This is a genomic window from Erysipelatoclostridium sp. An173, assembly GCF_963931465.1.
Lineage (GTDB): Bacteria > Bacillota_I > Bacilli_A > Erysipelotrichales > Coprobacillaceae > Thomasclavelia > Thomasclavelia merdavium.
This window is the reverse complement of record NZ_OZ007017.1, coordinates 1,796,612-1,810,495: the sequence shown is the minus strand read 5'-3', so window position 1 is coordinate 1,810,495 and position 13,884 is coordinate 1,796,612. Positions and strand designations below refer to the sequence as shown.

Here is a 13,884-nt window from a genome sequence, read left to right as displayed (position 1 = left end):
TAATATGTTGAAAGGTTACTGGTATCATTTTTTAATTGATCTGCTGATAATTGAAAAAGAACAAAAAATTTATGCAATTACTCCTAAAGATGAATATCAATATATAGAAGAAAATACCCCTTTGATTCAAGAAGCAGCTAAACAATTACAGGAATATTTTAATAAGCAGCGAACAAGTTTTACTTTGCCTTTAGCCATGGAAGGTAGTGAATTTCAATTAAAAGTTTGGAATCAGTTATTAAAAATTCCCTATGGTAAAACTGCCACATATCAAAATATAGCTATGGCAATCGGAAATAAAAAGGCTTCTCGAGCTGTAGGGATGGCTAATAATAAAAATCGGATCATGATAGTAATACCCTGTCATCGTGTAATCGGCAGTAATGGCAGTTTAACGGGTTATTATGGTGGTTTAGAAATGAAGCAAATGTTATTAGATTTGGAGAAACAATAATGTTATTACAAGTATCAGGTCGCTGTGATATTTGTGCTATGTATCCAAAATGGTTGTTTAATCGGCTTAAAGAAGGTTATGTTCTCGTTCGTAATCCATATAATAATCAATTAGTTAGTCATGTTGATATTAGTCCTGATGTAGTTGACTGTATTTGTTTTTTAACCAAAGATCCCAAACCAATCATGCCATATTTAAAAACAATAAAACAAATGGGATATCAATATTATTTTATGGTTACGATAACACCGTATGATCAGGATATTGAACCTAATTTAAGAGCTAAATTAGAAATTATGAAAACATTTGTTTCGTTAAGTAAGATGATTGGTAAAAAGCGGGTAATCTGGCGTTATGATCCAATCTTATTAAATAAGCGCTATACCACAGAATTTCATTATCAAATGTTTGAAAAAATGTGTCGGATTTTAGCAAAATATACTGATATTGTAATTATTAGTTTTATTGATATTTATAAAAATATAGCTGGCAAATTTGATGAAATTGATGAAGATGATGTTTTAAAAATCGCTCAACAATTTGGAAAGATTGCTAAAAAATATCAAATAAAAATCCAAACTTGTAGTGAAAAATATCATTTGGAACAGTTTGGAATTAATCATGGCAGCTGTATTGATAAAGAATATCTAGAATCATTATTAAAAACTACTTTAAATATAAAAACAAATACTAATCGTAAACATTGTCACTGTTTAGCTAGTATTGATATAGGAGCTTATAATAGCTGTATACATGGTTGTAAGTATTGTTATGCTTGTACTAGTAATCAGGTTTATAAAAACATTGGACTTCATGATGAAAATAGTCCCTTATTAATTGGTCATTTAACTGATGAAGATAAAGTAGTAAAACGGAAAGTTTGCTCTAATCAAGAAAGACAACTACAATTTGATAGCTTATAAATTTATAAAATATAGTGGAATAGGTAGGTTATTATCACATGCTATGTTATAATATTTTCGATAGAAAGGGGATAAGGTATGCTTTTAAGAAATAAAAGAAATTTAATAATCGCAGGGGTTGTAGTAATATGCTTAATCATTGTGACTGTATTTTTTATTTTCACAGGCGGTAAAAATGCTGATGATTATGTAGAGGATTATTTTGCATTACTTGAAGATAAAGATTATTCAAAAATGTATGATATGTTAAGCGGTGATCCTAAAGTTGATAAAGATGTCTTTGAAGAAAGATATACAAACATTTATGAGGGTATTGAAGCACAGGATTTTTCATTAAAAATCAATAGTGTTGAAGATGATGTTGTTGATTATAGCTTAACTATGAATACTGTTGCTGGAAAAGTAACTTCTAATAATCAAGTTAAAGTAACTGATGGAAAGCTAGCATATAATGAGGCATTGATTTTAGAAGGGCTTGAATCTGATTATCGTGTTCGAGTAAGCAGTGAAAGTGCTACCCGTGGACGAATTCTTGATCGAAATGGCAATGAATTAGCTACACAAGGTGAAGCTTATGAAGCTGGATTGGTTCCAGGAAAATTAAATGGTGAGGCTGATTATGAAAGAATTGGTTCTTTATTAAATATGTCAAGCGCTGAAATAAAAGATGAAATGAGTGCTTCATGGATCAAAGATGATTCTTTTGTTCCTTTAAAAGAGTTTGCAAAAGATAGTTCAGGACAAGCACTGGTTAATCAATTAATTGCAATACCAGGAGTGAAAGTAAATACTACTACAGTTCGTTATTATCCTTATGGCGAAGCTGCTTCACATTTAACAGGATACTTGCAACAAGTAAATGCTGAAGATTTAGAAAAACATAAGGGTGAAGGCTATGATGAAAGTTCATTAATTGGACGAAGTGGCATTGAAGCAGCTTATGAAGCTGATTTAAAAGGCAGTGATGGTCATGAAATAAGAATTGTAGATGAAGATAACGAGTTAGTTAAAACTGTTGCTAGTAAAGATGTTGAAGATGGTAAAGATATTACTTTAACCATCGATGTTACATTGCAACAATCATTATATAATGAGTATCAAAATGATCAAAGTGCTTCAGTTGCTATGAATCCTAAAACAGGCGAAATCCTGGCATTAGTATCGACACCATCATTTTCTAGTAATGATTTTATTTTAGGATTTGACAACGAGCAATGGCAAGCATTAAATGATGATGCTAGTAAACCTTTAACTAATCGTTATCGTTCAACTTTTGTACCAGGTTCAAGTATGAAACCAATTACAGCGGCAATTGGTCTTGATTCTGGAGCAATCGATCCTGATAAAGATTTAAAGGCAGAAGATAGATGGCAAAAAGATTCTAGCTGGGGTAATTATTATGTTACAACTTTACATGCGCCAACACCTAATAATTTAAGAAATGCTTTAATTTATTCTGATAATGTTTATTTTGCTAAAGCAGCAACTAATATTGGCAAAGATGATTTAATTAGTGGTTATGATCGTTTAGAAATTGGTTCTAAAATACCATTTGAATTATCATTAAATGCTTCACAATATCAAAATAAAGATAGTGATTTTGATGACCAGCAATTAGCTGATAGTGGTTATGGTCAAGGAGAATTGTTAATGAACCCAGTTCAATTAGCTGCTATTTATAGTGCTTTTGTAAATGAAGGTGATATCATTCAACCATATTTAATTATGAATGAAAAACCAGATCAAATGTGGGTTGAAAATGCGTTTACAAAGGATACAGCTAATACAATTAAAGATGATTTAATTGGGGTAATTAGTGATAGTAATGGAACTGGACATGCTATTTATCATAATGATATTGAATTAGCAGGTAAAACAGGAACTGCTGAAATTAAAGCTTCTCAAGATGATACTACTGGAACAGAATTAGGATGGTTTACAGTAATGACAACTAATAGTGATAATCCAATCTTAATTACAACAATGGTTGAAAATGTTAAAGATCGTGGTGGTAGTGGCTATGTAGTTGATCATATGCAAGCACCATTAAATAGTTATTTATATCAATAAAAAGAATGTGCTCGCACATTCTTTTTATTTTAAAATTTCAACAATTTGACTAATATCTTTTTTTCCAAAATAAACATCTTTATCATTGATAACCATGCATGGAACAGACATGATATTATATTGTTCTTTTAGATTTGGAAAATGTGCTAAATCAAACATCTGTGCTTCAACGTTTTTGTTTTCAATTGCAATGCGTTGTGTAGCCATTACTACTTCAGGACACATTGTACATGAAAGCGAGACAATTACTTTAATATCAATTGGTTTTTCAATACTTTGGATTTGCTTTAATATGTCTTGTTGTAACGGTTGTTTAGCTCCGGCAGTGTTATAAACAGCTATTACAAAAGAATTAAATTCGTGTCCACCTGGTATACCATGATAAGCAATATTTAAATAATTATCATCTTGATCATAAAAACTAATTGCAGCAATAGATGAAGATGAAACAACTGTATATGATAATTTATCACTTAAAGTTACAAATTCTTCTAAAAAACCTTTCATTTCATTTGCTAACTTACTACCATCATCATAGCATTTTAGAATTAAGTTTCTTTCTAATTTATCAAAAATTGGTTTTAACTGTGCTTTGATTTGTGATGAAATAAAGTAATTATTTTCGTCAACATCACTATTATCGTTATTAGTAGTAGAAGTATCATTTTTAAGTTCAATCTTTTTTGGTTTTAAATTGTGTTCTTGAACGATTGTAGGGATATATTTTTCTAATGATGTTGCTGCTTTGGCTCCATCACTTACAGCAGTAACTACTTGTCTTAAGTCTTTGACACATACGTCACCAGCTCCGTATACACCAGGACAAGAAGTTTTTTGGTTTTCATCAACTATTAAATTTCCAGTTTCGTTTAGTTCTACTTGATCTTGGAATAACGATGTTGCTGGTTGATAACCGGCAAATACGAAAACACCGAATGTATCATTATCAGGGGCTTGATATTGCCAGGTTTCTCCAGTTTTATTATTTTTAAATGTTGCTTGTTGAAGCTGATTTGTTCCATTGACAGCAACAATTTCACTATTATAATGAATATCAATTTTAGGATGCTGTTTAGCTTGATCGCTTACTTGTTTAGCGCATGTAAAATCATCTTCACGGACAATGATAGTAACTTTTCGTCCATATTTAGTTAAAAATACCGCTTCTTCAGCAGCTGCAAAACCACCGCCAATAACAAAAATATCTTTACCTGTAAAAAATTCACCATCACAAGTAGCACAATAAGCCACACCGCGACCTTGAAATTCTTTTTCACCAGGGAACCCGATTTTACGTGGATGACTACCAGTAGCTAATACAATGCCAGCTGCTTTAAATTCGCCTTTATCAGTATTTACAACCTTTACTGGCTGTTTTAAATCTAGTTTTGTTACATTAGCAATTAAAAAATCTGCCCCAAAATTACGTGCTTGTTGGTACATTTGTTCAGTTAATTCTTTACCACTTGTTTTTAAAATTCCTGGATAATTAACAACTTCTGAAGTAATTGTAATTTGACCACCAATTTTTTCTTTTTCAATAACTAATACTGAAAATTTAGCTCGTGCTAAATAAATAGCAGCTGACAGTCCAGCTGGACCGCCACCTACTATAATTGCATCATAAAGATTATTAGTCATTAAATCAGTCCTACTAAATCTAATGATGGTTTAAGTGTTTCTTCGCCAGGTTTCCATTTTGCAGGGCAAACTTCGTCACCATGTTCATAAACAAATTGACTAGCTTGTACGCGACGGAATAATTCTTCGGCATTACGACCTACATTACCAGCAATTACTTCATACATTACAATTTTACCTTCAGGATTGATAATAAAACTTCCTCTTTCAGCCATTCCATCAGCTTCAATATATACATCTAGATCTTTAGCTAATTTAGCAGTTGGATCAGCTAACATTGGGTATGTAATTTTTTTGATTGTTTTAGAAGTATCGTGCCAAGCTTTATGGACAAAGTGTGTATCGCATGATACTGAATAAATTTCACAATTGATTTTTTTGAAATCTTCGTATTTATTTGCTAAATCTTCTAATTCAGTTGGACATACAAATGTAAAATCAGCTGGATAGAAAAATAAAACATTCCATTTTCCTAATAAATCTTCTTTTTTTACTGTTTTAAATTCATTTTCATGAAAGGCTTGAGCCTCAAAATCTGTTATTTCTTTTCCTATTAATGACATAATTATTCTCCTTTTCTTTAAATAATTGTTAGACTTTTCTAACTATCTTAATTTTAACACGTGGTAATAACTAACACAAATATTATGCACTTTTTATTTTTTTATAAACTAAATAATAAAAAAAGTTCAACGAATATTGAACTATATAACGAAAATTTTTCAAAAATAAAACAAGGCTATTTTAGTAGTATTAACTACTTATTTACAGCCTTGTTTTTTATAACTTTACATGATTCACGTTCAATTAGTGTACATGGAAGAACAATTTTCATTGGTGCTGGAGAACTGTATTTGCTTAAAATATGATAAACAATACTAGCTCCATATTCTCCCATCAAAGTCGCTGGAGCATAAACCGTTGTTAGTGGGGGATTAGTAAAACTTGCAGCTTTGATATCATCAAAACCGATTAGTGAAATATCTTCAGGTACTTTAATGTTATGTTCCAATAAAGCTCTTAAAGCGCCAATTGCAATAGGATCACTAGCACAGAAAATTGCTGTTGGCAAATCTTTTTTACTAATCATTTCCACCATCATTGTATAACCAGATTCAGTAGTAAAAGCATCTTCATATAAATATGTTTCATAAGTAATGTTATGATCATTACAGTATTTGATAAATACTTCTTTTCTTGGATCAGGATAAATAGTATTATCATCAAGAAGTTCTTTTCCACCTAAAAAACCAATTTTTTGATGATTAGATAATTGAAGATAATCCATTGCTTCTTTAATAGCAGCTTCAAAATCTAAAGTAATGGTTGTATCATTACGATGTGAACTAACCATATCCAAGAATACAATTTTATTAGATATTTTCTTAAATTTGACGATTTCATCATTACTGAATTTTCCAATGCAGACAAGACCGTCAACATTTTTTAAAGCATCTAAATAATTTAAATCCGTTTTAAAAGTACGGATAACATTTATATTATTTTGCAAACAAAAATTTTCGATTCCTTGACGGATTTGTAAATAGTAAGGATCATCAATTTCTTGTTGCAAAGAATACCATTGAACGATACCAAGAGTAAAGTCACCTTTATTTGCTTTTCTTTTTTTAGTATAATTTAACTTTTTGGCAGCATTTAAAACAGCTTGTTTAGTTTCTTCTGGGACAGATAAGGTCTTATCATTGTTTAAAATACGTGAAACTGTCGCACTAGAAACATTAGCCAAATTTGCAACGTCTTTAATAGTGGCCATCATTTTCCTCCTTGATTCAAAGGTTATTATACCCTATTTTTAGTATTTATGAAAGTTTAGATGAAAGAAATTATTCAGTAATTAAGGGATTTTATTAAAAAATATGTAATATTGTGATTTGATTTGTTTTTGAAAGAGTGTAAATTTTGAAGCTAAATAAATATGTTAAAAATATATCACAATTTCATTATAAACCAAGGGTAAAGTTTAGTCAATATATCAAGTAAACATTTACTAATAATTTAGTAAAAATAATTGACATTATCTTATTATTGGATTACAATATAAATGAAAAAGGGAGGAAAAACATGATATCAATTAACTATGAAATTAACAGATTAATTCAATTTGCACTTGAAAAGAAAATGATTACTGAAGATGAGATGGATTATTCAGTAAATCTTTTATTAGATTTGTTTAAAGAAAGTGATTTTAAATATGAAGACGTAAATGAACCTTTACCTCTAGCAACTCCAATTTTAGAAAATATGCTTGATTATGCAGTAGCAAAAGAATTAATTGAAGATACAGTTACTGTTCGTGATTTGTTTGATACAAGAATCATGAATTGTATTATGCCAAGACCACATACGGTTATTGAAACATTTAAAGAAAAATATGCTTTAAGTCCAAAACATGCAACTGATTATTATTATAAATTATCAATTGCTTCAAATTATATTCGTAAAAGCAGAACAGATAAAAATATTATTTGGAAAAAATATGTAAAATATGGTGATATAGAAATTTCTATAAATTTATCTAAACCAGAGAAAGATCCTAAAGAAATCGCTAAAGCTAAAACAGTGAAATCTACCGGGTATCCAAAATGTTTATTATGTAAAGAAAACGTAGGTTTTAGTGGTGATTTAAATCGAGCAGCTCGTCAAAATCACCGAATTATTCCATTAACTTTAAAAAATGGTAATTACTATTTACAATATTCACCTTATGTTTATTACAATGAACATTGTATTGTTTTAAATAAAGAACATAAACCAATGGTAATCAATCAGGAAACTTTTGAAAACTTATTTTCTTTTTTAGATATTTTCCCACATTATATGATTGGCTCAAATGCTGATTTACCAATTGTTGGTGGTTCTATTTTAAGTCATGATCATTATCAAGGTGGTAACTATGAGTTCCCAATACAAAGAGCTGAAGTCTTAAAAACATTAACTTCAGATGATTATGAAAATACAATAATTGAAGTAATTAAATGGCCACTTTCAACAATTAGATTAACATCAGAAAGTAAAGATGAGTTAATAGCTCTTTCAAATAAAATATTAGAAGCATGGCGCAATTATAATGCTCCAGTACTTGATATTATTAGTCATACTGGTGATACTCCTCATAACACCATTACACCAATTGCTCGTAAAAAAGGTGATAAATATCAAATTGATTTAGTATTAAGAAATAATAGAACAAGTGATCAGTATCCAGATGGTATCTTCCATCCACATCAAGAATCTCATCATATTAAAAAAGAAAATATTGGTTTAATTGAAGTTATGGGATTAGCAATCTTACCAGCCCGTTTAAAAGATGAATTACAACTATTAAGTGATTGTTTATTAAATAAGATCAATATTAAGGATTATCCACAATTAGAAAAACATTATGACTGGTATTTAAAATTATTAGATGAATTTACTATTACTGAAGATAATGTTACAGATATTTTAAAAGAAGCAGTAGCAATTAAATTTGTTACCGTATTAGAAGATGCTGGAGTGTTTAAAATGGACCAGCAAGGAATTGATGCTTTAACCAGCTTTGTAGAAATGGTTTTGAAAGGAGAATAAAATGATAAAAGTAATTGAAAAAATAGATGATCAAATAGATTTAATTCAAATGAAAAATGATAATTTAGAGATCGTTGTATCTAACTATGGTTGTACAATTGTTAAAGTTATGATGAATGATAAATCTGGAAATATTGACGATGTAGTATTAGGATATGATAACTTTTCTGATTATCAAATCAAAGATGCTTATTTAGGAGCTTTAGTTGGTCGGACAGCTAATCGAATTGGTAAAGGAGTTTTTACTTTAAATGGTACAACATATCATTTACCAATAAATAATGGTCCTAACTGCTTACATGGTGGTATTAAAGGATTTTCTTATCAAGTATTTGATTACAATATAATTGATGATAAAACTATTGAATTTAGTTATTTATCTAAAGATGGCGAAGAAGGTTATCCTGGTAATTTATCTTTTAAAGCATATTATACTTTAGAAGATAAGACGTTAACAGTTCGTTATCATGCAACTAGTGACCAAGATACAATTATTAATATTACAAATCATTCATATTTCAATTTATCTGGCGCTAAAGAAGATATTTATGATCATTTATTACTAGTTCATAGTGATAAATATGCTTGTGTTGATGGTGATGGTTTACCAACAGGAAAATTCAACGCTACTAAAGATAGTGCTTTTGATTTTAGTACACTAAGAAGAATTGGTGATCAAATTGATAGTGATGATGAACAATTAAAATTAGGTGCTGGTTATGATCATCCATTTATTTTTAATCAAGATCATGATCAAGTGGTACTATATCATGAAAAAACTGGAAGAAAATTGACAGTTAGTACAACTTTACCAGGAGCACAAATTTATAGTGCTAACTATTTAGACGGTAGAGTTGGTAAATATGGTATTGCTTATCCTAGAAGATATGCAATGTGTATTGAAACTCAAAATCTTCCTGATGCAATTAATATTGAAGAAAACCCAACTACAATTTTAAAGAAAGGAGAAGTATATGATGAAAGTACATCATATACATTTGAAGTAATAAAATAATGAAAAAAGCAACAGAATTAATCAATTATTTAAAAAATAATAAATATGATGAATTATTAAATGATTTATATGTCGATGAAAGTTTATTAGAATATCAACGTAATCGCTATGTAGCTGCTGTTGAAAAATATATTTCATTATATGGTGATAATGAAGTTGAAATTTATAGTGCTCCAGGTAGAAGTGAAGTTGGCGGTAATCATACTGACCATCAACATGGTTGTGTATTAGCTGCAGCAATAAATTTAGATGCTATTGCAGTTGTTGGTAAAACTGAACGAGAAATTAAAATTTTATCTGATGATTTTGATATTAAAGCTATTGATGTAAATGATCTAGCAGTTAAACAAGAAGAAGCTGGAACTTCTGAAGCTTTAGTTCGTGGTGTTTTAGCTAAATTAAAAGAATTAAATTATCAAATTGGTGGATTTAATGCTTTTATTACAAGTGATGTTATCATGGGAGCTGGTCTTTCTTCTTCAGCTGCCTTTGAAACAATTATTGGAACAATTTTATCAGGATTATATAATGATATGACAGTAGATCCAGTTTTAATTGCGCAAATTGGACAATATGCTGAAAATGTTTATTTTGGTAAACCATGTGGTTTGATGGATCAATGTGCTAGTTCAGTAGGTAGCTTAATCAATATTGATTTTAAAGATATTGATAAACCAGTTGTAAGAAAAGTTGATGTTGATTTTTCTAAGTTTGAACATAGTTTATGTATCGTTGATACTAAAGGATCGCATGCTGATTTAACTGATGAGTATGCAGCTATTCCAGCAGAAATGAAAAAAATCGCTAATTACTTTAATAAAGAATTTTTACGAGAAGTTGATGAACAAGAATTTTTTGATAATATCGCTAAAGTTCGTGAAATCGGTAATGACCGTGCTGTATTGAGAGCAATTCATTTATTTACAGAAAATAAACGAGTTGACTTACAAGTAGCAGCATTAAATGCTGGCGATTTTGATGAATTTAAACGTTTAATTAAAGCTTCTGGTGATAGTTCATATAAATTCTTACAAAATGTTTATGCAAATAGTGATGTTTTCAATCAAAGCGTTTCTATTGGTTTAGCAATGTCTGAAAAAATCTTAGGTGATAATGGTGTTTGTCGTGTTCATGGTGGTGGTTTTGCTGGAACAATTCAAGCATTTGTAAAAGACAGTTATGTTGATACGTATAAAACAGAAATTGAAAAAGTTTTTGGTAAAGATTCTTGCCATATTTTAAAAGTACGTAAATATGGTGGTAAAAAAGTTATTTATTAGTAGTATTTAAGGTAATGAATTTTCATTACCTTTTTAAATATGTTTTATAAAGGAAAAAATAATTTTTAGAATTCATTTGTTTTTGTGATAAGATTTGTTAAATCTAGAACTAATGAATTAGATTATATATGTTAATGGTTATAATTGGAAAAAATGGCGAAAATATAAAGAAGGAAGATGTTTTGATTGTTTAGATAAATTTATTAATGAAATTGAATTTATTGATAAATTGGTAAATAGAATTATTTGTTAACTATATTTTAATTTAAAATTGATTTAAATTTAATTTTATAGCTTGATATGGGAAAAATATTTGATTTTTAAGATAAAAAGTTAAAAAAAATATCGCAACAAAGGCGGTAATGGGATATAATAGAAATGTACGAAATTGAGAAGAAGGACGGTAATATAAGTATGTTGAAAAATAATGAAGTAAGCAAAACAAAGATAATCTGTACTATTGGACCAGCTTCGGATAATAAAAAAATGTTATCTAAATTAGTAAAAGCTGGGATGAATGTAATGAGATTAAATTTTTCTCATGGTAGTCATGAAGAACATTTAAAGAAAATTGAATTGATTACAGAAATTAATAATGAATTAGGAAGTAAAGTTGCTATCTTGTTAGATACAAAAGGACCAGAAATTAGAACTGGTAACTTTGTTGGGGGACAAACAGAATTTAAAAAGGGACAAGTTTCTGTCATTACACCTGAAGATATTGAAGGAACAAGTGATCGTTTTACAATCACATACAAAGAATTATATAAAGATGTTAAACCTGGTGGTTTCATTTTAGTTAATGATGGTCAAGTTGAATTATTAGTTGACCATGTTGAAGGTAAAGATATTGTTTGTGTATGTGCTAATAATGGAGTTGTAAAAGATAAACGAGGAATTAACGTTCCTGGAATCAAATTAGGTTTTGAATATTTATCTGAAAAAGATATTGCAGATATTACATTTGGATGCACTCAACCATTTAACTTTATTGCTGCATCATTTGTTAGACGTGCTCAAGATGTAATTGATGTAAAAAAATTATTAATTGAAAACGGACGTCCTGATATTCAAGTAATCGCTAAAATCGAAAACCAGGAAGGTGTCGAAAATATGGATGAGATTTTAAAGGTTGCTGATGGAATCATGGTAGCACGTGGGGACTTAGGGGTTGAAGTACCTGCTGAAGATGTACCATTAATTCAAAAAGAAATTATTAAAAAATGTAAAGACAGTGGTAAATTAGTTATTACTGCTACTCAAATGTTAGAAAGCATGCAACAAAATCCACGTCCAACTCGTGCTGAAGTAAGTGACGTTGCTAATGCTATTTTTGATGGAACTGATGCAATCATGTTATCTGGGGAATCAGCTTCAGGTTTATATCCTCAAGAAGCTGTAATGACTATGAATAAAATTGCTTTAACAACTGAAAAAAGTTTAGATTATGATTCATTACATCGTCAAGCAGTTAGAACTGCACCACAAGATACATCGGAAGCAATTTGTATGTCGGTAGCTGAAATTGCTTCAAAATTTAACGTAGCTGCTATTATTGCATTTACAGAAAGTGGTTTTACTGCTCGTAAGATGTCACGTTATCGTCCCGAAGCTTTAATTATTGCAGCAACTCCTGAAGAGAAAACAACTAGATCACTTGCGATTAACTGGGGGGTATTACCAGTAAAATGTAAATATATGCAAACTCGTGCAACTATGATGGACTATGCTGAAATTTTAGCTAAAGAAAATGGGGTTCAGTCTGGTGAATTAATTCTAGTTACTGGAGGAAAACCAGGTATTAGTGGTGATACTAGTTATTTAGAATTGATTAGGGTAAAATAATAATTATTAAAGACTGGATTTGATTTAAGAATCAAATTACAGTCTTTTTTTTGTGGTTTGTTAAAAGTCAATGCTTTTATTTTCTTAATTGATACGATATACTTATAATAGTGGTTATGAAAGGAGATTTTATGAATTATTTAACATTAGATATTGGTGGTAGTTCAATTAAGTACGCTATCATTAATAAAGAAGGGAAATTTTTAGAAAAAGGTAATGCTCCAGCACCAAAAGATGGAATAGATCAATTTGTTTCTATAATTGGTGATTTATATGATAAATATAAAGATAATATTGTTGGAATGGCAATTTCAATGCCTGGAGCAATTGATCCTGATAAAGGTTTTGCTTATACTGGTGGTGCCTATGAATATATCAAAGATATGAATATTGTCGAAATATTACAAAAACGTTGTCCGCTTCCAATTACAATTGGTAATGATGCTAAATGTGCTGCTAATGCTGAAGTAGGATTTGGTTGTTTAAAAGATGTAGATGATGCTGCTGTAATTATTCTTGGAACTGGTATTGGTGGTTGTATTGTTCAAAATGGTAAAGTGCACATTGGTAAACATTTTTCTTCTGGGGAATTTTCATGGATGAGAACTAATGGAGATGATGGTAATAATTTTGCTAATACCTGGTGTTCTTTAAATGGTATCGCAGGACTTTTACAAACTGTTCAAGAAGCAACGCATACTGATCAGGTTTTTAATGGAAAAGAAATTTTCGAAATGGCTAATAATGGTAATCCTGATGTGTTAGCGGGATTAGACAAATTTTGTAATCGTTTAGCGGTACAAATTTATAATTTACAAGCTTTATTTGATCCAGAAAAAATTGCAATTGGTGGTGGTATTTCAGCACAACCATTATTATTAGAATTAACTGAAAAACACATTGAAGAAATGTATCAAACTGGATTAGAATTTAATTCACCAATTTCTAGACCGGTAGTTGTAGCATGTAAATATTTAAATGATGCTAATTTGATAGGAGCTTTTTATCAACATATTAATACTTTTAAAGACTAGTTTTACTAGTCTTTTATTAAATAATCGGAGGTAA

The 13,884-nt window shown here is 29.6% G+C and carries 11 protein-coding genes; 8 read left to right on the top strand and 3 right to left on the bottom strand.

Features of this window, described 5'->3' with window-relative positions; translation table 11 throughout:
* The first annotated feature begins 4 nt into the window (after positions 1-4).
* The 3 genes from ABGT36_RS09060 to ABGT36_RS09050 all read left to right on the top strand — a co-directional run bounded on the left by ABGT36_RS09060 (position 5) and on the right by ABGT36_RS09050 (position 3,447).
* Positions 5-454, top strand: coding sequence for a methylated-DNA--[protein]-cysteine S-methyltransferase (locus tag ABGT36_RS09060; RefSeq protein WP_087302229.1), 450 nt, complete (start codon positions 5-7; stop codon positions 452-454).
* Entirely contained in the window at positions 454-1,377 is a 924-nt protein-coding gene (locus tag ABGT36_RS09055; protein WP_300080230.1) for a DUF1848 domain-containing protein, read from the top strand. The genes ABGT36_RS09060 and ABGT36_RS09055 overlap by 1 nt, the downstream gene beginning before the upstream one ends.
* A gap of 78 nt (positions 1,378-1,455) precedes the next feature.
* Positions 1,456-3,447 carry a penicillin-binding transpeptidase domain-containing protein gene (locus tag ABGT36_RS09050; protein ID WP_346677676.1) on the top strand — a complete coding sequence of 664 codons (1,992 nt, stop codon included), beginning with the start codon at positions 1,456-1,458 and terminating at the stop codon, positions 3,445-3,447.
* A gap of 24 nt (positions 3,448-3,471) precedes the next feature.
* On the opposite strand, the gene ABGT36_RS09045 is transcribed toward ABGT36_RS09050, so the two are convergent.
* From ABGT36_RS09045 to ABGT36_RS09035, 3 genes are all read right to left on the bottom strand, one after another.
* Positions 3,472-5,088 carry an FAD-dependent oxidoreductase gene (locus ABGT36_RS09045; protein WP_346677675.1) on the bottom strand — a complete coding sequence of 539 codons (1,617 nt, stop codon included), beginning with the start codon at positions 5,086-5,088 and terminating at the stop codon, positions 3,472-3,474.
* Entirely contained in the window at positions 5,088-5,651 is a 564-nt protein-coding gene (gene ahpC / locus ABGT36_RS09040) for an alkyl hydroperoxide reductase subunit C (protein WP_087302221.1), read from the bottom strand. Before ahpC ends, ABGT36_RS09045 begins: the two co-directional genes overlap by 1 nt.
* Positions 5,652-5,845: 194 nt before the next feature.
* A complete protein-coding gene (locus ABGT36_RS09035) occupies positions 5,846-6,862 on the bottom strand; it encodes a LacI family DNA-binding transcriptional regulator (RefSeq protein ID WP_087302218.1) in 1,017 nt (338 codons plus the stop codon).
* Between the two features lie 317 nt (positions 6,863-7,179).
* Between ABGT36_RS09035 and ABGT36_RS09030 the strand changes: the two genes are divergently transcribed.
* The 5 genes from ABGT36_RS09030 to ABGT36_RS09010 all read left to right on the top strand — a co-directional run bounded on the left by ABGT36_RS09030 (position 7,180) and on the right by ABGT36_RS09010 (position 13,850).
* Positions 7,180-8,676 carry a UDP-glucose--hexose-1-phosphate uridylyltransferase gene (locus tag ABGT36_RS09030; RefSeq protein WP_087302266.1) on the top strand — a complete coding sequence of 499 codons (1,497 nt, stop codon included), beginning with the start codon at positions 7,180-7,182 and terminating at the stop codon, positions 8,674-8,676.
* A 1-nt stretch (position 8,677) separates the two neighbouring features.
* Entirely contained in the window at positions 8,678-9,691 is a 1,014-nt protein-coding gene (locus tag ABGT36_RS09025) for an aldose epimerase family protein (RefSeq protein ID WP_346677674.1), read from the top strand.
* A complete protein-coding gene (locus ABGT36_RS09020) occupies positions 9,691-10,971 on the top strand; it encodes a galactokinase family protein (RefSeq protein WP_346677673.1) in 1,281 nt (426 codons plus the stop codon). Before ABGT36_RS09025 ends, ABGT36_RS09020 begins: the two co-directional genes overlap by 1 nt.
* Positions 10,972-11,385: 414 nt before the next feature.
* The gene (gene pyk, locus ABGT36_RS09015) at positions 11,386-12,816 is read left to right on the top strand and encodes a pyruvate kinase (protein ID WP_087372160.1); all 1,431 of its coding nucleotides are present in this window, start codon (positions 11,386-11,388) and stop codon (positions 12,814-12,816) included.
* A gap of 131 nt (positions 12,817-12,947) precedes the next feature.
* The gene (locus ABGT36_RS09010; protein ID WP_300080225.1) at positions 12,948-13,850 is read left to right on the top strand and encodes an ROK family protein; all 903 of its coding nucleotides are present in this window, start codon (positions 12,948-12,950) and stop codon (positions 13,848-13,850) included.
* Positions 13,851-13,884 lie beyond the last annotated feature (34 nt).